The sequence below is a fragment of the Kitasatospora sp. NPDC033851 genome (assembly GCF_055576085.1).
In genome coordinates, this window is sequence record NZ_JBVIRL010000008.1 from 116,914 (window position 1) to 134,609 (window position 17,696).

General features: G+C 73.4%; 16 protein-coding genes and 3 tRNA genes. 10 read left to right on the forward strand and 9 right to left on the reverse strand.

The window, feature by feature from the left end; translation table 11 throughout:
• The first annotated feature begins 18 nt into the window (after positions 1–18).
• Entirely contained in the window at positions 19–1,212 is a 1,194-nt protein-coding gene (locus ACZ51D_RS17720) for an RNA polymerase sigma factor (protein WP_465662734.1), read from the forward strand.
• On the opposite strand, the gene ACZ51D_RS17725 is transcribed toward ACZ51D_RS17720, so the two are convergent.
• From ACZ51D_RS17725 to ACZ51D_RS17740, 4 genes are all read right to left on the reverse strand, one after another.
• The gene (locus ACZ51D_RS17725; protein ID WP_465662736.1) at positions 1,209–2,330 is read right to left on the reverse strand and encodes a helix-turn-helix domain-containing protein; all 1,122 of its coding nucleotides are present in this window, start codon (positions 2,328–2,330) and stop codon (positions 1,209–1,211) included. The genes ACZ51D_RS17720 and ACZ51D_RS17725 overlap by 4 nt on opposite strands.
• 420 nt (positions 2,331–2,750) lie before the next feature.
• Entirely contained in the window at positions 2,751–4,154 is a 1,404-nt protein-coding gene (locus ACZ51D_RS17730) for a glutamate decarboxylase (protein WP_465620220.1), read from the reverse strand.
• A gap of 168 nt (positions 4,155–4,322) precedes the next feature.
• Entirely contained in the window at positions 4,323–5,756 is a 1,434-nt protein-coding gene (locus ACZ51D_RS17735; RefSeq protein ID WP_465662738.1) for an FGGY family carbohydrate kinase, read from the reverse strand.
• Between the two features lie 107 nt (positions 5,757–5,863).
• Positions 5,864–6,169, reverse strand: a complete 306-nt coding sequence (locus ACZ51D_RS17740) for a hypothetical protein (RefSeq protein ID WP_396287800.1) — start codon at positions 6,167–6,169, stop codon at positions 5,864–5,866.
• Positions 6,170–6,403: 234 nt separating this feature from the next.
• On the opposite strand from ACZ51D_RS17740, the gene ACZ51D_RS17745 reads away from it, so the two are divergent.
• Positions 6,404–6,476: transfer RNA gene (locus tag ACZ51D_RS17745), tRNA-Asn, on the forward strand.
• A 60-nt stretch (positions 6,477–6,536) separates the two neighbouring features.
• Positions 6,537–6,609, forward strand: a tRNA-Asn gene (locus ACZ51D_RS17750).
• Between the two features lie 126 nt (positions 6,610–6,735).
• Here the strand turns inward: ACZ51D_RS17750 and ACZ51D_RS17755 are convergent.
• Together ACZ51D_RS17755 and ACZ51D_RS17760 are read right to left on the reverse strand one after the other, a co-directional pair.
• Positions 6,736–7,482, reverse strand: a complete 747-nt coding sequence (locus ACZ51D_RS17755) for a trypsin-like serine peptidase (RefSeq protein ID WP_465620221.1) — start codon at positions 7,480–7,482, stop codon at positions 6,736–6,738.
• Between the two features lie 117 nt (positions 7,483–7,599).
• Positions 7,600–8,451 carry a trypsin-like serine peptidase gene (locus ACZ51D_RS17760; RefSeq protein ID WP_465662740.1) on the reverse strand — a complete coding sequence of 284 codons (852 nt, stop codon included), beginning with the start codon at positions 8,449–8,451 and terminating at the stop codon, positions 7,600–7,602.
• A 190-nt stretch (positions 8,452–8,641) separates the two neighbouring features.
• On the opposite strand from ACZ51D_RS17760, the gene ACZ51D_RS17765 reads away from it, so the two are divergent.
• From ACZ51D_RS17765 to ACZ51D_RS17785, 5 genes are all read left to right on the forward strand, one after another.
• Positions 8,642–8,715: transfer RNA gene (locus tag ACZ51D_RS17765), tRNA-Ile, on the forward strand.
• 313 nt (positions 8,716–9,028) lie between these two features.
• Positions 9,029–9,976 carry an SPFH domain-containing protein gene (locus ACZ51D_RS17770; RefSeq protein WP_465620224.1) on the forward strand — a complete coding sequence of 316 codons (948 nt, stop codon included), beginning with the start codon at positions 9,029–9,031 and terminating at the stop codon, positions 9,974–9,976.
• Between the two features lie 9 nt (positions 9,977–9,985).
• Positions 9,986–10,213, forward strand: coding sequence for a type II toxin-antitoxin system antitoxin (locus tag ACZ51D_RS17775; protein ID WP_360504194.1), 228 nt, complete (start codon positions 9,986–9,988; stop codon positions 10,211–10,213).
• A 42-nt stretch (positions 10,214–10,255) separates the two neighbouring features.
• Positions 10,256–10,903 (forward strand): GOLPH3/VPS74 family protein, encoded by a 648-nt coding sequence (locus tag ACZ51D_RS17780; RefSeq protein ID WP_465662742.1) that lies wholly within the window; start codon positions 10,256–10,258, stop codon positions 10,901–10,903.
• 154 nt (positions 10,904–11,057) lie between these two features.
• Entirely contained in the window at positions 11,058–12,002 is a 945-nt protein-coding gene (locus ACZ51D_RS17785; RefSeq protein WP_465662744.1) for a 1-aminocyclopropane-1-carboxylate deaminase/D-cysteine desulfhydrase, read from the forward strand.
• 25 nt (positions 12,003–12,027) lie between these two features.
• Here the strand turns inward: ACZ51D_RS17785 and ACZ51D_RS17790 are convergent, their stop codons facing one another.
• Positions 12,028–13,578 (reverse strand): LCP family protein, encoded by a 1,551-nt coding sequence (locus ACZ51D_RS17790; protein ID WP_465620229.1) that lies wholly within the window; start codon positions 13,576–13,578, stop codon positions 12,028–12,030.
• A gap of 120 nt (positions 13,579–13,698) precedes the next feature.
• A complete protein-coding gene (locus tag ACZ51D_RS17795) occupies positions 13,699–14,163 on the reverse strand; it encodes a MarR family winged helix-turn-helix transcriptional regulator (protein WP_360504186.1) in 465 nt (154 codons plus the stop codon).
• Between the two features lie 103 nt (positions 14,164–14,266).
• Here ACZ51D_RS17795 and ACZ51D_RS17800 point away from each other — a divergent pair, with 103 nt between their 5' ends.
• Positions 14,267–15,292 carry an NADP-dependent oxidoreductase gene (locus ACZ51D_RS17800; protein ID WP_465620231.1) on the forward strand — a complete coding sequence of 342 codons (1,026 nt, stop codon included), beginning with the start codon at positions 14,267–14,269 and terminating at the stop codon, positions 15,290–15,292.
• A gap of 392 nt (positions 15,293–15,684) precedes the next feature.
• The gene (locus tag ACZ51D_RS17805) at positions 15,685–16,179 is read left to right on the forward strand and encodes a DUF3145 domain-containing protein (RefSeq protein WP_360504182.1); all 495 of its coding nucleotides are present in this window, start codon (positions 15,685–15,687) and stop codon (positions 16,177–16,179) included.
• Between the two features lie 79 nt (positions 16,180–16,258).
• Here ACZ51D_RS17805 and fabF read toward each other — a convergent pair whose 3' ends face one another.
• The gene (gene fabF, locus ACZ51D_RS17810; RefSeq protein WP_465620232.1) at positions 16,259–17,524 is read right to left on the reverse strand and encodes a beta-ketoacyl-ACP synthase II; all 1,266 of its coding nucleotides are present in this window, start codon (positions 17,522–17,524) and stop codon (positions 16,259–16,261) included.
• Positions 17,525–17,696: the final 172 nt, after the last annotated feature.

Here is a 17,696-nt window from a genome sequence, read left to right on the forward strand (position 1 = left end):
CGCGCCCGCCCCGAGGGGATGCCCGTGGAGCAAGGCCTCGCCGCAGCGACCACCACCAGCACGAGAGCGAACCCCGCCGAACCGGCGGGGGAGCAGGAGACCGACCACGGCCGGGCCGGGGCAGCGCCCCCGGACGGCGCGCGCGTCCCTGCCCAGGGCCTGCCGGAAGGCCACCCGGACAGCCCGGAGCCCGAGCCCGAGCCGGAGCCGGAGCCCGAAGCGGACACCGGCGGCGATGCCGAGCGCCCTGCCGACCACGATGCCGACGCGGCGGACGAGCGCCGCGAGCCGGCCGACAGCAGCGGGCCGGGCGCCGACCTGCTGCGCCAGTACCTGCGCGAGATCGGCCGGATCCGCCTGCTCACCGCCGCCGAGGAGGTCGAGCTGGCCCGCCGGGTCGAGGCCGGCCTGTTCGCCGAGGAGCGGCTGAACGGGGCCCCGCCGTCCGACCCGTTGGCCGGGCAGCTGGACACCCTGGTGGTGCGGGGCCGGATCGCCAAACGCCGGCTGATCGAGGCCAACCTGCGCCTCGTCGTCTCCGTCGCCAAACGCTACGTCGGACGCGGGCTGACCCTGCTGGACCTGATCCAGGAGGGCAACCTGGGCCTGATCCGGGCGGTGGAGAAGTTCGACTACGCCCGCGGCTACAAGTTCTCCACCTACGCGACCTGGTGGATCCGCCAGTCGATGAGCCGGGCCCTGGCCGACCAGGCCCGGACGATCCGGGTGCCGGTCCACGTGGTCGAGCTGATCAACCGGGTGGTCCGGGTCCAGCGGGGCCTGCTGCAGGAACGCGGCCTGGAACCGACGGCGGCCGAGATCGGCGCCGCCCTGGGACTGACCGAGGAACGGGTGCGGGAGCTGCTCCGGCTGGCCCAGGAGCCGATCTCGCTGCACACCCCGGTCGGCGAGGAGGACGACGTCGCGTTCGGCGACCTGATCGAGGACGCCGACGCCGCCTCACCCGCCGAGTCCGCGACCTTCCTGCTGCTGCGCCAGCACCTCGACGCGGTGCTGGCCACCCTGGGCGAACGGGAACGCCAGGTCGTCCAGCTCCGCTACGGGCTGGACGACGGCCGCCCGCGCACGCTGGAGGAGATCGGCGCGGTGTTCGGCGTGACACGGGAGCGGATCCGTCAGATCGAGTCGAAGACGCTGGTCAAGCTCCGCGACCACGCCTTCGCCGAGCAGCTGCGCGGGTACCTCGACTAGGACGGTGTCGGCGAGTCGCTCGGGGCTGCCGGGGCCGTCGCCGGGGTCGTGGCCGGTGTGGTGGCCGCACCCGCTCCGGTGCCCGGCGGCGGCGAGGCGGGGCCGATCGGGATCGGGGTCGAGGCCACCACGGCGGCCAGGTCGAAGATCTCCTCGGTGCAGCGGTCTCCGCCCGGCTGGTGTCCGCAGAGGTGGAAGCCGATCGTCGGGTCCGCCGCGTTCAGCATGTTCGAGTAGTTGTCGTAGCCGTAGTGGATGAGGGCCTGCTCGCTGTCACCCGTGCTGTTGATGATCGTCGCGAAGTCGTTCGGCTCGCCCTCGGTGATCGCGGCCCACGCGGCCTGGCACGTCTGGCTGTACCGGAGGTAGATGACCACCTTGCCGATGACGTCGGTGTACAGGGTCCGCGCGTCCTTGCCGCAGCCGGTGTACTTGGGGTCCCGGTGGTCGCAGCCGAGGGCCTGGCAGGTGGGAGCGGCGGGGATGGGCTTGCCGGTGGTGCCGGTGGTGCCGGTGGCGGCCGGGGACGTGGTCGGGACCGGTTCGGCGACCGCCGTCGGCTGACCCTCGTGCCGGGCGGCGCGCAGGCCGACCAGCACCAGCAGGGCTGCCAGCACCGCCGCGCCGGAGACCAGCGCCGCCGGGCGCCGCCACCAGACGACGGGGGCGGGCTCCGGATCCTGGCCGGTCACCAGCGCCTCGTCCGGTTCCCCGGCGGACGCCTCGCCGTGCGACGCCTCGTCGGAGGTCACACCGGGCTCGTCGGAGGACGGCACACCGGTTTCGCCGGGGGACGGCCCACCGGGCGGCGGCTCCGCGGCCGGGGAGTCCCGCGCCGACGGCTCGGCCGGTTCCCCCGGCACCGCCGCCCGCTCCCACAGCGCCCGCAGAGCGGCCCCGTCGCAGTCCACTGTCCCGATCAGCGCGTCCAGTGCCTGCTCGGTGACGACCCGCTTGCCGTTCAGCCAGCGCTCCCAGGAGGCCCGGCTGTAGTGCGTGCGGGTGGCCAGCTCGGACAGTGAGAGTCCGGCGGCGTCCTTGATGGCCCGGAGTTCCTCGGCCAGGCTTCTGGCGGGCTCGGACAGCTCCTCGGGCAGGTTCTTCCAGGCGGAACCCATGCGGCCTTCCAAAGATCAGGGACGGAACGGGGGAGGGAGACGGGCGGAACGGGCTCCGGCCCGGGCCGTTCGGGTGTCTCCGTTGTCTCCAACCTCATCGGCCTGGCGTCTCAATCCCCTGGTCATGGCGCTGAGACGGACGGAAGTGTCTCACAAGCCCCGGAGACGCTCGAACAGTTATCCGGCCATCGTGCAGAGTTCTCTCACCGGAGCGGTTGGCCGCCCGGTGGGTTCGTCGGATACCGGACGGTCACGTGCCGTTCGTCCGAAATCCGTCCCGGTTCCCCCACCGAGCCGGGGCAGCCTCGCGGGGGGAGGCTGCCCCGGCCCGTCCGGGACAGTCCGGCGGGAGGGCGCTTCACTGCGCCCTCCCGCCGTGACGTTCCCGTGGTGTTCCCGTCGATGTCCCGCGGCGTTCGCTCAGTGGTGGAAGCCCGACCGGGCCGGCACCCCGAGCTCCTTGAGCGGGACGGGCTGGCGCCGCAGTTCCGGCACCAGCCGGTGGAGGTCGGCCAGCAGCAGGTCGCCGAGGTCCCGGGAGAAGCCGTTGCGGCAGACCACCCGGAGCACCGACAGGTCCTCCCGGTTCGCCGGGAAGGTGTACGCGGGCACCTGCCAGCCGCGCTCGCGCAGCCGCCGCGAGACGTCGAACACGTCGAACGGGACGTCCCCTTCGGTGGTGAAGGCGAACACCGGCAGCTGGTCGCCGCGGGTCAGCAGCCGGAAACAGTCCAGCGCGCCGATCTCCCCGGCCAGGTAGGTGGCGACATCGCGGGAGGCGCCCTGGACGGCCCGGAAGCCCTCCCGGCCGAGCCGCAGGAGCACGTAGTACTGGGCGATCACCTCGGCGCCGGGACGGGAGAAGTTGAGCGCGAAGGTCGGCATCTCGCCGCCGAGGTAGTTGACCCGGAAGACCAGTTCCTCCGGCAGCGCCGCCTGGTCGCGCCAGAGCGCCCAGCCCACGCCCGGGTAGACCAGGCCGTACTTGTGCCCGGAGGTGTTGATCGAGGCCACCCGGGGCAGCCGGAAGTCCCACACCAGCCCGGGGTCGAGGAAGGGCGCCACCATGCCGCCGGAGGCGCCGTCCACGTGCACCGGGACGTCGATGCCGGTGCGCTCCTGGAACGCGTCCAGGGCCGCGCAGATCTCCGCGATCGGCTCGTACGAACCGTCGAAGGTGGAGCCGAGGATGCCGACCACGCCGATGGTGTCCTCGTCGCAGAGCGCGACCGCCTGTTCGGCGTCGAGGTGGAAGCGCTCGCCCTCCATCGGCGCGGTGCGCGCCTCGACCTCCCAGAAGTTGCAGAACTTTTCCCAGCACACCTGCACGTTGACGCCCATCACCAGGTTGGGCCGGGCCCCGGCCGCGTAGCGGTCGGGGTTGCGGCGCATCCAGCGGCGCTTGAGCGCCATGCCGGCCAGCATGCAGGCCTCGCTGGAGCCGGTGGTGGAGCAGCCGACCGCGGTGTCCGGGTCGGGGGCGTGCCAGAGGTCGGCGAGGATCGCCACGCAGCGCCGCTCCAGTTCGGCGGTCTGCGGGTACTCGTCCTTGTCGATCATGTTCTTGTCGAGGCACTCGGTCATCAGCCGGTTGGCCTGCGTCTCCATCGACGTGGTGACGAAGGTGGCCAGGTTCAGCCTGGCGTTGCCGTCCAGCATCAGCTCGTCGTGGATCAGCTGGTACGCGGTCTCGGCCGGCACGGGGCCGTCGCCGAGCCGGTGCAGCGGCGGGGCCAGCTTCATCGCGCCCAGCGGGTCGGCGGCGGCCGTGAACGGAGCGACGCTCAGCCGGCGGTCCCCGGCGGCTCCCTTGTGCAGCGCCATGGCATCCTGCCGCCCTTCGTGTCGGTGGTTGTGTCCCGTCCCACGCTGCCACCGGGCGCCGGGTGACGCATCTTCACCGGCTGCTACCCCGAGCGGCGGTCGAGCGCCACCCCGAGCGGCGGGCCGGCGCCACCCGGCCGGGACATCAGCGCCACCCCCGGCGGGCGGTCAGGCCGCCGTCTCCGGGTGGATCTGGCCGCGGGCGGCCCGGTACTGCCGGCGCACCGCCGAACCGATCGCCAGGTCCTGCTCCCCGTCGGGCTCAACGGTCTCGGCGTCCGGCAGCTCCCACTCCGGCGGCTCCGGGGTGCCCGCCAGCGCCCAGGCGGCCTGCCGGGCGGCCCCGCGGGCGGCGTGCGCGCCCGGCGGCGGCACCACGACCGGGACGCCGAACAGCATCGGGGCGATGTGCCGGACGGCGGGCAGCCGCCCGGCCGTGCCGAGCAGGAACACCCGGTTGATTCCGACGCCCTGGGCGCGCAGCACGTCCAGCGCGTCCGCGATGTTGCACAGCATGCCCTCGACGGCGGCCCGGGCCAGGTGCTGAGGGGTCATCGCGTCGGCGCGCAGGCCGGTCAGGGTGCCGGCCGCGTGCGGCAGCGCGGGGGTGCGCTCGCCGTCCAGGTACGGCAGCAGCACCAGCCCGTACGCGCCGGGGGAGGAGTGCAGGGCGAGGTCGCTCAGGCCCTCCAGTTCCAGGCCGAGCATCGCGGCGGTGGAGCGCAGCACCTGGGCCGCGTTGAGGGTGGCGACCATCGGCAGGTGCCGGCCGCTGGCGTCGGCGAAGGAGGAGACCAGGCCGGAGGCGTCCACCACGGCCTCCTCGTGCACCGCGAAGATCGTCCCGGCGCTGCCGAGCGAGACCACCGCGTCGCCCGGGCGCAGGCCCAGGCCCAGGGCGGCGGCCATGTTGTCGCCGGTGCCGGCCGAGATCAGCAGGCCCTCGGGGGTGTGCCCGGCGGGCTCGGCGGGGCCGAGGACGTCGGGCAGCTTGAGTTCGTGGCCGAGGGCAAGTTCGACCAGGTCCTGGCGGTACTCGCTGGTGATCGGCGACCAGTAGCCGGTGCCGGAGGCGTCGCCGCGGTCGGTGGTGCGGCGCTTGGGGTGGCCGAGCAGCTGCCAGACCAGCCAGTCGTGCGGCAGCAGCACCTCGGCGACCCGGCGGGCGTTGGCCGGCTCGAACTCGGCCAGCCAGCGCAGCTTGGCGATGGTGTACGTCGGGGCGGGCACGGCGCCGATCGCGGCGGTCCAGCCGGCCGGGCCGCCGAGGGCGTCCAGCAGCTTGGCGGCGGCGCCGCTGGAGCGCGGGTCGTTCCACAGGATCGCGGGCCGGACCTGTACCCCGCCCGCGTCCAGGCCGATCATGCCGTGCTGCTGCGCGCTGACGCCGATCGCCCGGACGCCCTCCAGCAGGCCGCCGGCCGCGGCGTCGCCGAGCGAGTGCAGCCAGACCTGCGGGTCGGCCTCGCCGGGGCGCAGGTCCTGGTCCTCGGGGACGGGGTGCGGCGCCTTGCCGGAGCGCAGGACGGCGCCGGTTTCCGTGTCGCACGCGACGATCCGGGTACGGCTGGTCGAGCTGTCTATCCCCGCGACGATGGCCATGTCGAGATCATGCCTCAGCCCGGCCCGGGACGCGTCCGGGCCGGGTGAGCCGTTGCCGCTTCGCGACCCCGCGTTGGGGCGCGCTTTGCCGTGGCATCACCGCCCCGTCACGGGCGGAAGGTACCCCAGCCGTCGTCCTCCGTCCGGGCCCGGTTGAAGTACGGCACCCGGTCGGTGACGGCCGACGGCAGCCGGTCGCCGACCCGGTCGGCGACCGCGCCCGCGGCCTTCCCGGCCACCGCGCCGGCCTGGTGCTTCGCCCGGTCGGCGGCGCCCTGCACCGTGGGGTTCTCGGCGATCTGCCGGGTGACCTTGGCGATCTGCTCGTAGCGCTGACGCCCGGCCCGCGAGCCGAGTACGTAGCCGGCCGCGAACCCCGCGGCCAACGACAGCTTCCACATGGTCGGATCCACCCTCTCCTGGCGGCCTTCTGCCGCATTGCCCTACCCGTCCGTCGGGACGGCGAACCGTCGTCCGCGTCCCCAGCATCCCCGGGAGCGGCTGCGGGCGCGCGCGGGGCACGCCGGGCGGCAACCCCGGGGCAACCGGCGAAAGCGATTGGCGGACCACCCCCCCGAGTGCGCTAATGTATGTCCCGCAGCGAGCGCCACGGAGTCCGGGAAACCGGAGGCCGGGGCGGAAGCCGATCCCCCATAGCTCAATTGGCAGAGCAGCCGACTGTTAATCGGCAGGTTATTGGTTCGAGTCCAATTGGGGGAGCTCGGGACGAGGCCCTCCGGGTCCTCTGCCCGCCCGTGGTACGGAAGTCGAGTGCCGCGATCCCGCATAGCTCAATTGGCAGAGCAGCCGACTGTTAATCGGCAGGTTATTGGTTCGAGTCCAATTGCGGGAGCTGCACCGGGTGCGCCCGGTGACTGCTCAGAGCGAAGGCCCCTCGGTCGACCGGGGGGCCTTCGTGTTGCCGCCGCCCGGTGTCGCGTACGTCACACCGTGACGGCCGCCCCGGCGGGCCCCGGAATCAGGTGGTCGCCTTCCGGTAGAGGTCGGTCACCCGCTGGTCGAAGGCGACGCTGTACGAGGTGCCCGGGGTGTCCCCGCCCTCCTGATAGCCGCCGATCACGCCGACCACCGTGCCCTTCTCGGTCACCCACGGGCTGCCGCTGGTGCCGTCGGTGTAGCCGCCGCAGTCGAAGCGTTCCTGGGTGGCGCTCTGCGAGCGGGTCCGGACCGAGCAGGTGATCGGCTCGTCGCTCTGGTTCGGGTAGCCGGTCACCGAGACGGACAGCCCGAAGCCCTGCCCGGTGCCGATCGGGTTTCCGCCGACCGCGTCCTCGACCTGCCGGCCGTCCACCGTGCCCACCGTGACGAACGCCACGTCGTACTCCGGGTCGTCGTCGGACGCCCAGCGCGGGTCGACGGTGACCGACCGCACCGGCCAAGTCCCGTACGGGGTGGACCCGTTGCGGTAGCCCGGGGTGAACACCAGGCCGTCCAGCAGGCCGATCCGGCGGCTCTGCACACAGTGCGCCGCCGTCACCAGCAGGTTGTGCCGGGGGCTCTGCACGACACTCGCGGTGCACGCCCGGGGGCCCTGCGCGGTGTGGATGGAGAGCGTGCCGATCCGGTCCCGCGCGGGGCTCTGCTGCGCGACCTCGGCGGTCGGCGCCCCGTCCTGCCCGCCGCACGCGGTGCCGGCGGCGAGCAGCAGGGCGGCCAGCGCGGCCGTACGAACCGGGCGCGCGGGCCGTACCGGGCGGGGGGCCATCGGGGCTCCGTCTCGTTCCTCGGGGCGGGCACCGGGCCGTGCGTTCCGCCGTTCGTGAGGAAGATCTACCAGGCCGTGCCGGGCGGCGCCACCGTCGGGTTCCCGGTGCGGCGCCGGTCAGCCGGTGGCGCGGTCGTACAGCGCCTGGACGCGGTCGCCGAAGTAGCTGCTGTACGAGGTGTCCGGGCTGTCGCCGCCCTCCTGGTAGCCGCCGATCACGCCGACCACGGTGCCGGTCCTGGTGGTGGGGTCGAAGTCGGTGACCCAGGGGCTGCCGCTGGTGCCGCCGGTGTAGTCGGGGCAGTCGATCCGCAGCTGGGTGGGGCTCTGTTCGGAGGTGGTGTTGGAGCAGGTGATCGGGACGTCGCTGCTGCCCGGGTAGCCGGTGACCTTCACCGGGACCCGGTAGCCGCGGTTGACGCCCAGTCGGTTGGCGCCGAGCACCTGCTGGACCTGCTGCCCGTTCTGGGCCTGGACGACCGCGAAGGCGACGTCCATGTCCGGGTCGGCGTGGTCCTTCCAGCCGTCGTCGACGGTGACCGCCAGCAGCGGCCAGACGCCGCTGGGGGTGTCCCCGTCCCGGTAGCCGGGGACGAAGACCAGGTCGGCGCGCTGACCGAGCTTCGGGTCCCAGACGCAGTGGGCGGCGGTGACGATGAGGTTGAGCCCGGCGCTGTCGACCACGCTGGCCGTGCAGAAGTGGTCGCCGTCGGCGTTGCGGGTGAACACCGCGCCGACCAGGCCGTTGAGGACGCTGGGCTTGGCGGTGCGGGTGACTCCGGTGCGCCGGCCGACCGCCCCCTTGAACCGCTGCCTGCTCCAGCCGTGGCTGCTCCCCGAGGCGGCCGTGGCCGGTGCCGAGGTGACCGTGGGGACGCCCCCGCCGGGCCCCGCCGAGGTCGTGCAGCCCGCCGCGGCCAGCACCGTCGCGAACAGCCCGGCCACCACCCCCGCCCTACGTATCGTCATCCGCCCAGGCTGCCCCGGACGGGCGTCGCGCCGCCACCCGGGCTGCGCCGCCCGGAGAGGCGCGCGCCGTCCCGCACCCAGGTGCGCCCCCGGCGCGCACCACGGGTGATCGACCGGCTATGCTGCCCGGGACGGCCTCGCTGGGGCCGTCTGCTGCTGCCGTGGCCGATCGACCGGCGCGCGGCGAACCGGGGCGGTAGCTCAGCCGGTTAGAGCAGGGGACTCATAATCCCTTGGTCGTGGGTTCGAGTCCCACCCGCCCCACCTTCTCGATGCGCGACGAGTGCCGTACGAGCGCGTATGACCGTCCGCGGGCAGGCCCTGAGCCGGAGCTCCGCCGCCTGCGACGACGCGAGTCTAGGACGCGGCCACTCCCTTTCCCCGGGTGGCGCGCCGGAATTCACCCGCCTGTGGGCATCGGCCCCGGCGTCCCCTGGTGGCTCCCCGGCCCTGTGCCCCGTCGGCGCCCTGTCGGCGGCGCGTCGGTGTTCCCGGTGTCGGCCCCCTGGTGCGGTGCGCGGAAAAAGTGATATCACTTTGCCATCGGATGCGGACGCTCGTTGGAGGAGTCGGTCTCATGGCCACACCGCGTTTCACCGTCGAAGACGGACCTGCCCTGGACCTTCCGGTCCCCAAGATCACCGAGCGGCTCATCACCGGGGCCGCCGGGTTGCCGGTGCTCTTCGGTGCGCTGCTCGGCCTGGTCGCGGGGGCCGGGTCGATCATCGGCGGAGGGGTCCAACTGGCGGACGGGCAGCAGGGGTTGGGTGCCGGACTGATCGTCGTCGGGCCGCTGCTGCTGCTGGGCTCGCTGCTGACGCTGTGCGGGCTGACGGTGGTCTCGCCCGGTCAGGCCCGGGTGGTGCAGCTGCTCGGGCGCTACCGCGGCACGGTCCGTGCCGAGGGCCTGACCTGGATGAACCCGTTCACCAGCCGTCGGCACATCTCCCTGCGGATCCGCAACCACGAGACCGAGACCACCAAGGTCAACGACGCGGACGGCAACCCGATCGAGATCGCCGCCGTGGTGGTCTGGCAGGTCGAGGACACCGCGATGGCCATGTTCGAGGTGGACGACTACACCGACTTCGTCGCCATCCAGACCGAGACGGCCGTGCGGCACATCGCCAGCAGCTACCCGTACGACGCCCACCAGGAGGGGCAGTTGTCGCTGCGCGACGGGGCGGACGAGATCGCCCGCAAGCTCTCCGCGGAGATCGCCGCCCGGGTCGCCTCGGCCGGGGTGCGGGTCGTCGAGTCCCGGATCTCCCGGCTCGCCTACGCGCCGGAGGTCGCCCAGGTGATGCTGCAGCGTCAGCAGGCCGGGGCCGTGGTGGCCGCGCGCAGGCTGATCGTCGAGGGCGCCGTCGGTATGGTCGAGGAGGCGCTGGACCGGCTCGCCGAGCGCGACGTGGTGGAGTTGGACGAGGAGCGCAAGGCCGCCATGGTGAGCAACCTCCTGGTGGTGCTCTGCGGCGACCGCGGCACCCAGCCCGTCGTGAACACGGGCTCCCTCTACCAGTAAGGCGCGGCATTGGCGACGGAACGGAAGAAGATCCTGTTGCGACTGGACCCTTCAGTTCACGACGCACTCGCCCGCTGGGCCTCGGACGACCTGCGCAGCACCAACGCGCAGATCGAGTTCCTGCTCCGCCGCGCCCTCACGGACGCGGGCCGGATGCCCGGCGGTGCGAACCGGATTCCCCGGCGCGGACGCCCGCCCAGGGAGAGCCCGGAGGACGGCGAATCCGACGCCGAATGATCGGACGGTTCCACCCCACTGCCCACAGCTTTGGAGTCCACCATGGACGTGCCCGCCAATCTGCCGGAGAAGCTGTACCTGCTCGCCTACGACCCCGAGCGTGAGCGGCTCACCGCCACCGACCGGCTCGACCTGGTGCTGCGGGCGTCGGCGCTGGTCGAACTCCTGCGGCGCGGACTGATCCGGGACGACGGCCGGCACCCGGCCGCCGTCGAGGGGGTGCAGGCCGAAGGCCTCGACCCGCTCTCCGCCGCCCTGCTGGAGCAGATCCGGCAGGGGCGCCGGCGCAGCTGGCGGAGCTGGGTCGGCCGCAACCAGGGCTCGACGGCCCGCGCCGCACGGGTCGTCCGGAACGGCCTGGCGGCGGCCGGCCGGATCCGGATCGAGGAGCGCCGGGTGCTCGGGCTGTTCCCGTTCTCCCGGGTGATCCTGCCGGAGCCCCGGCTGCGCAAGTCGGTGATGGCGTTGGTCGGTTCGGCGCTGAAGGGCCCGCCCAGCCGGGTCGAACCGGCGGACGCCGCGCTGGTCGCGCTGGTCGACGCCGCCCGGCTGGGCTCGGCCCTGTCCTGGCGCCGGCGCCGCGAGTTCCGGGCCCGGATCGACAAGCTCGCCCCCGCAGCGGGCCCCGTCCCGCGCGCCCTGCGCCGGGCGGTCAACGCCAGCCGTGCCGACGGTTCGACGGGGGGCTGACCCACCCCTGCGCCGTGAGCCCGGTCGCCGATCCGGCGGTCGGGCTCCACGCTGCCCGGGGGCTATCCGCTGCCCGCACGCCCGGCCCGTACGCCTGGCCCGTACGCCCGGCCCGTTCGCCTGGCTCGTTCGGGCCGGCCCGTAAGCTGGCCGGGTGCTCGAACCCGCCCTGCTGCCGACCCCGCTGGTGGACTGCACCGACGAGGCGTTCGCCCGGGCCGGGGTGGAGCTGCGGCTCAAGCGGGACGACCTGCTGCACCCGACCGTTCCCGGCAACAAGTGGCGCAAGCTCGCGCCCAACCTGGCCGCCGCCGTCGAGCGGGGCCACACCCGGCTGCTGACCTTCGGCGGCGCGTACTCGACCCACCTGCGGGCCGTCGCGGCCGCCGCCGGGGCACTCGGGCTGGAGAGCGTCGGACTGGTTCGCGGCGAGGAGTTGGCGGACCGGCCGCGCAACTGGTCGCTGCGGGCCGCCGAGGCGGCGGGGATGCGGCTGGAGTTCCTGACCCGGGCCGCGTACCGGGAGGCCACCGGCCGAGCCGGCAGCGCGGACCCGACGGACGACGGCGCCCCGCACGACGGCGGTACGGACGACGGCCTGCAGCGCCGCTGGGGCCCCTGCCTGGTGCTCCCGGAGGGCGGCTCCAACGCCCTGGCCGCCGTCGGCGCGGCCGCGATCCCGGCCGAACTGCCCGATCTGGGCGCACGCGACGTGGTCTGCTGCCCGGTCGGCACCGGCGGCACGCTGGCCGGCATCGCGGCGGGCCTGCCGCCGGGCGCTCGGGCGCTCGGCGTGGCCGTGTTGCGCGGCGGCGAGGGGTACCTGGAGGCGGAGGTCGCCCGGCTCCATCTGGCCGCGTACGGACGCGAGTTCGACAACTGGCGGATCGACCACGCGCACCACGGCGGCGGCTACGGCCGGGTCCCGGCGGACCTGGCGGCCTTCGCCGAGCGGTTCGAGCGCCGCCACGGCGTCCCGGTGGAGCGGCGCTACGTCGCCAAGCTGCTCGCCGGGCTGGCCGACCTGGCCGGGGCGGGCGCCTTCCCGCGCGGCACCCGTCTCACCGCCGTGGTCACCGGGCTGCCGGACCCCGAGTAGCCGGGACCCCGGGTCCGGTGGCCGGTCAGCCGAAGGACAGGTTGGCGCACGGGTCGGTGTCGGCGTTGCGGGTGTTCTCCGCTATGCCGGTCGGGACGCCCCCGGTGGGGACGCCGCCGGTCGGCGCGCCGCCGGGCGTGCCGTCGGCCGCGGCACCGGGGGTCGCGGCGCCGGGGGTCGGGATCGGGGAGGACGCCGAGTCGATCCGGGTGCCCGCCGGCCGGTAGTCGGCGCCGAGCGTGACGGTGATCGACTCCGAGCCGGGCTCCTCGACCGCCTGGGCGCCGGGGAAGAGCGCCACCACCTGGTCGGCGGTGGCCTTCAGCGCGGGGTCGTACGCGATCCGGGTGACCTGGTGTCCCGGGGAGTTGGAGCCGAGCGTGACGTTCCGGAAGCCCCTCCCCTTGAGGGTCTCGCCGCCGGAGCCCGCCAGACCGGGGGTACCGACGCCGTTGACCACGGTGATCGGCGCCGCGGCCTGCTCGGGGGTCAGCGGCGTGTCGGTGCCGGCCGTCGCGCCCGGGCCGGCGGTGGGGGAAGAGGTCACCTGGCCCGTCCCGGCGGTGCTCTGCCCGTCCAGGGTGCGGTCCTCGCGCAGCAGCTTCCAGAGGGTGTCGGCGTCCGGCTGGACCAGCCGGATCCGCTCGCCGGCGAAGCGCCAGGGCGCGGTGACGAAGGTGACGTCGGACAGCTTGATGTCCTGCACCGAGCGGGCGAAGTCCACCAGCTTCATCGCGGTGCCCAGCCCCTCGTCCACGGTGAGCGACTTGGTGGCCGCGTCCGCCAGCGGCAGCAGGGTGGGCAGCGAGAAGCCCTGGCTCTGGACCTTCTTGATCATCGAGGAGAGGAAGGCCTGCTGGCGCTTCATCCGGCCTATGTCGGAGTTGTCGCCGATGCCGTGGCGCGCTCGCAGGTAGTCCACCGCGGACTGCCCGGAGAGCTTCTGCAGCCCCTTCTTCAGGTGGATGCCGAACTCGTTGACGTCGTTGGGCACGCAGGCCTCGACGCCGTCGACGGCGTCGGCCATCGCGGCCGCGCCCTTGAAGTCGACCACGACGGTGTGGTCGATCCGCAGCCCGGTGAGCTTCTCCACGGTGTTCTGCGTGCAGGCCGGGTTGCCCTTGGCGTCCTCGCCGACGGTGAAGGCGGAGTTGAACATCTGGTCGTTCTTGGGCGTCGTCCAGGCGCCGCTCGGCAGCCGGCAGGACGGGACGGTGACCAGGGTGTCGCGGGGGATGGAGACGCCGACGGCGTGCTTGTGGTCGGCGTAGATGTGCAGCACGATCGCGGTGTCCGAGTGGCCGACGCCCTCGTCGCCGCCGCCCAGCGCGTTGTTGCCGTCGCCGCGGGTGTCCGAGCCGAGCAGCAGCACGTTGACCGGCACGGAGGCGCCCGGGGTGGCCGGAACGGGGGACGGCGGGCGCTCGGTGGCGACGCCGCCCGCGTCGAAGGTGGTGATGTTGCTGTCCAGCCGGTGGTAGAACCAGGCCCCGGCACCCACGACCGACAGCACCAGAACGGCGGCCAGGCCGATGGCGGTCCGCAGGTAGCGGCGTCGGCGCGTGCTGCTGCTCATCCTCTGTGCCCCCCGTCTTCAGGTTTCTCGCGTTCGACGATTCGAACGTTAGACGTTCCGGGGGGCGGTTCGGTTACCCCCGATGGGCGAACGGATCGCCCGTCGGGCCTGTGATGCTGGTCACGCCCCGGGGCCGGCGGCGCCCGCGAGCATCCGCCGGAGCAGGTCGCGCAGGACCGTCCGCTCGTCCGGGCCGAGCGCGGCCAGCGGCTCGCGGGCGAAGTTCAGCGATTCGCGCAGCTCGGCGGAGGCCGCCGAGCCGGTGTCGGTGGCGGCGACCAGCTTGACCCGGCGGTCCTGCCGGTCGGCCTCGCGGGTGACGAAGCCGCGGGACTCCAGCCGGTCGACGATGCCGGTGATGTTGGACGGCTCGCAGCTGAGCGTCTGGGCGATCTGGCGCATCGGCATCGGTCCGCGCCGCAGCAGTGCGAGCACCTTGGCCTGGGCGCCGGTGAGCGAGCGGGCGGCGGCGGCGTCCTCGTACTCGCGGTGGAAGAGCGCGACCAGGTTGGCCATCAGGTCGACGACGTCGCGGGTGATCTCGTCGGGCTGCGGCGTGGCGTCCTGGGCCGGCTGAGTGTCCATGGTGCAGAGTCTACCTGAAAAGTTGACAAGATGAACCTTTCATGCCCATCGTTACTTAAGTTTCTCAACCTTTCATGCACCTGAACCGTAAGGAGCACGTCCCATGGCAGAGCAGGCCGCCCCCGCCACCGCCCGTGAATGGCACCTCGCCGCCCGCCCGGAGGGCTGGCCGGTGCCGACCGACTTCGCCCTGGTCGAGGCCCCGGTCCGGACCCCGGGTCCGGGCGAGATCCTGGTCCGCAACGTCTACCTCTCGGTGGACCCGTACATGCGCGGCCGGATGTCGGCCCGCAAGTCCTACGCGGAGCCGTACGAGCTCGACAAGCCGATGCAGGGCGGGGCGGTCGGCCAGGTCGTCGCCTCGCAGGCGGAGGGCTTCGCCGAGGGCGACTACGTGCTGCACTTCTTCGGCTGGCGCGAGTACGCGACGTTCGACGCCAGGACGGCCGTCAAGGTGGACCCGAACGCCGCGCCGCTCTCCACCTACCTCGGCGTGCTCGGCATGCCGGGTCTGACCGCGTACGCGGGGCTGACGCGGATCGCGGAGATCAAGGCCGACGACGTGGTGTTCGTGTCCGGCGCGGCCGGCGCGGTGGGCGGCATCGTGGGCCAGATCGCCAAGCTGAAGGGCGCGGCGCGAGTGATCGGCTCCGCCGGCTCGGACGAGAAGGTCAAGCTCCTCGTGGAGGAGTACGGATTCGACGCCGCGTTCAACTACAAGAACGGTCCGGTGGTCGAGCAGCTCCAGGCGGCGGCCCCCGACGGCATCGACGTGTACTTCGACAACGTGGGCGGCGAGCACCTGGAAGCGGCGATCGAGGTGATGAACCTGCACGGACGCATCGTGGTGTGCGGCATGATCTCGCAGTACAACGCCACCGAGCCCACTCCGGCCCCGCGCAACCTGGCGCAGATCATCGCCAAGCGCTTCCGCATGGAGGGACTGCTCGTCGGCGACCACTACGACCTCCAGCCGAAGTTCGTCGAGGAGGTCTCGGCGTGGGTGCGCTCGGGTGAGCTGGAGTACCGCGAGACGGTGACCCAGGGCATCGACAGCACCGCGGACGCCTTCCTCGACCTGCTGCGCGGCGGCAACACCGGCAAGATGATCGTCCGCCTGGACGGCTGACGCCGCGTCAGGACACCGACCGCCCCGCCGCCCCGACCGGGCACGCGGGGCGGTCTGTCGTCAACGGCTCGTCGTCAGCGGTTCGCCGTCAACGGTTCGCAGTCGGGCGCAGGGGATCCGGTCGCACTACCGCATTCCGGCCGGATCCGAAAGTGCGTCAGCCATCCTGCGGGGCGGCGCGGTACGGTGGTTCCGCCCGGCGATGGGGCCGTTCGGGGGAGAGATCCGGCCGAGGGGTAGACCTCGTTGAGGATTCGACTAGCATTGAGCGAAAGCCTGTCCGTTTTGCTCAATTTAGTGACTTAATGTCGGCTAACGTGGGTAACTGTGGATCAACTGCAGGCACGAGGCAGCTGGGGAAGGCGACCCTCGTCCACAGCCTGGAGGTCCCGGTGACGACACGTGGAGTTCTGTACATCCACTCCGCGCCCCGCGCGCTGTGCCCGCACGTCGAGTGGGCCGTCGCGGGGGTGCTCGGTGTGAGGGTGAGCCTGGACTGGATCCGCCAGCCGGCCGCACCCGCGCATTGGCGTGCCGAGCTCTCCTGGCAAGGGGAGCCCGGCACGGCCTCGAAGATCGCCTCCGCGCTGCGCGGCTGGCAGCTGATGCGGTACGAGGTGACCAGCGAGCCCTGCGCCACGGCGGAGGGGGAGCGGTACAGCAGCACGCCCACGCTCGGCATCTTCCACGCCGTCACGGGCATCCACGGCGACATCCTCATCCCCGAGGACCGGCTGCGCGCCGTCCTGCTGCGCGCCCGCAGCGAGGGGGCCGACCTGGAGGCCGAGATCGCCCGGCTGCTCGGCAAGCCCTGGGACGACGAGCTGGAGCCGTTCCGCTACGCGGGCGAGGGCGCGCCGGTGCGCTGGCTGCACCAGGTGGTCTGAGACCGGAGGGTACGACGAAGGGGCCGGCGCTCGCGGAGAGCGCCGGCCCCTTCGTACGGGCTGTTCGGGGCAGCGGGTGTCAGCGGGTGCGGAAGGCCAGCACCACGTTGTGGCCGCCGAAGCCGAACGAGTTGTTCAGCGCCGCGATCCGGCCCTCGGGCAGCTTGCGGGCCTCGCCGCGCACGATGTCCGCGTCCACGTCGTCGTCCAGGTCGTCGACGTTGATGGTCGGCGGGGCGAGGCGGTTGTACAGGGCCAGCACGGTGGCGACGGTCTCGACGCCGCCGGCGCCGCCCAGCAGGTGACCGGTCATCGACTTGGTGGCCGAGATGGCGATGTGGTCGAGGTCGTCGCCGAGCTCCTTGCGGAGCGCCTTCAGCTCGGCGGTGTCGCCCTGCGGGGTCGAGGTGGCGTGCGCGTTGACGTGCACGATCTCGGCCTTGTCCAGCTCGTTGCGCTCGAACAGGTCGGCCAGCGCGCGGGCCACGCCGGCGCCGGTCGGCTCGGGCTGGGCGATGTGGTGGGCGTCCGAGGACAGGCCCTGGCCCACGGCCTCGCAGTAGATCCGGGCGCCGCGCGCCTCGGCGTGCTCGACCGACTCCAGGACGACCACGCCGGCGCCCTCGCCCAGCACGAAGCCGTCGCGGGCCTTGTCGTACGGGCGGGAGGCGTGCTGGGGGTCGTCGTTGTTCTTGGACATCGCCATCATGCTGGCGAACGCGGCGATCGGCAGCGGGTGGATCGCCGCCTCGGTACCGCCGGCCACCACGACGTCGGCGCGGCCGGTACGGATCATCTCGATCGCGTAGCCGATCGCCTCGGCGCCGGAGGCGCAGGCGGAGACGGGGGTGTGCACACCCGCGCGGGCGCCGACCTCCAGGCCGACGTTGGCCGCCGGGGAGTTGGGCATCAGCATCGGGACGGTGTGCGGGGAGACCTTGCGGGCACCCTTCTCCCGCAGCACGTCGTACTGGTCGAGGAGGGTGGTCACGCCGCCGATGCCGGAGGCGATGACGGTGCCCAGGCGCTCGGGGGCGAGCTTGGAGGACTCGTCGGTGGCGGGGGTCTCGTAGCCGGCGTCGGCCCAGGCCTCGCGGGCGGCGATCACGGCGAACTGGGCCGAGCGGTCCAGCTTGCGGGCCAGCGGGCGGGGCAGGATCTCGCCCGGCTCGACGGCGGTGCGCGCGCCGATCCGAACCGGCAGTTCTTCGGCCCACTCCTCGGTCAGGGCCGCCACACCGGACTTACCGGCGACCAGGTTCTCCCAGGTGCCGGCGGCGTCGGCGCCCAGCGGCGTGAAGGCGCCGATACCCGTGACGACCACGGTGCGATTTTCAGCGGTCACTGGTTTCTTCTTCTCTCACGTGTGCGGGGGGTCGGCGGGAGCCGAGGACGGGCCCGGCCGGGCGCCCCCGGGGGGGGGGCCGGGCGGGGGGGGGGGGGGGCGGGGGGGGGGCGGCGGCCGGGGGGGGGGCCCCGGGGGGGGGGGGCGCCCCGCGCGCGGGGGGGCCGGCCCG

What these genes read in the sequence shown, in the direction of transcription:
- ACZ51D_RS17720 (WP_465662734.1), top strand. Translation starts at nt 19, where the DNA reads ATGCCCGTGGAGCAAGGCCTCGCCGCAGCGACCACCACCAGCACGAGA.
- ACZ51D_RS17725 (WP_465662736.1), bottom strand. Translation starts at nt 2,330, where the DNA reads ATGGGTTCCGCCTGGAAGAACCTGCCCGAGGAGCTGTCCGAGCCCGCC.
- ACZ51D_RS17730 (WP_465620220.1), bottom strand. Translation starts at nt 4,154, where the DNA reads ATGGCGCTGCACAAGGGAGCCGCCGGGGACCGCCGGCTGAGCGTCGCT.
- ACZ51D_RS17735 (WP_465662738.1), bottom strand. Translation starts at nt 5,756, where the DNA reads ATGGCCATCGTCGCGGGGATAGACAGCTCGACCAGCCGTACCCGGATC.
- ACZ51D_RS17755 (WP_465620221.1), bottom strand. Translation starts at nt 7,482, where the DNA reads ATGGCCCCCCGCCCGGTACGGCCCGCGCGCCCGGTTCGTACGGCCGCG.
- ACZ51D_RS17760 (WP_465662740.1), bottom strand. Translation starts at nt 8,451, where the DNA reads ATGACGATACGTAGGGCGGGGGTGGTGGCCGGGCTGTTCGCGACGGTG.
- ACZ51D_RS17770 (WP_465620224.1), top strand. Translation starts at nt 9,029, where the DNA reads ATGGCCACACCGCGTTTCACCGTCGAAGACGGACCTGCCCTGGACCTT.
- ACZ51D_RS17780 (WP_465662742.1), top strand. Translation starts at nt 10,256, where the DNA reads ATGGACGTGCCCGCCAATCTGCCGGAGAAGCTGTACCTGCTCGCCTAC.
- ACZ51D_RS17790 (WP_465620229.1), bottom strand. Translation starts at nt 13,578, where the DNA reads ATGAGCAGCAGCACGCGCCGACGCCGCTACCTGCGGACCGCCATCGGC.
- ACZ51D_RS17795 (WP_360504186.1), bottom strand. Translation starts at nt 14,163, where the DNA reads ATGGACACTCAGCCGGCCCAGGACGCCACGCCGCAGCCCGACGAGATC.
- ACZ51D_RS17800 (WP_465620231.1), top strand. Translation starts at nt 14,267, where the DNA reads ATGGCAGAGCAGGCCGCCCCCGCCACCGCCCGTGAATGGCACCTCGCC.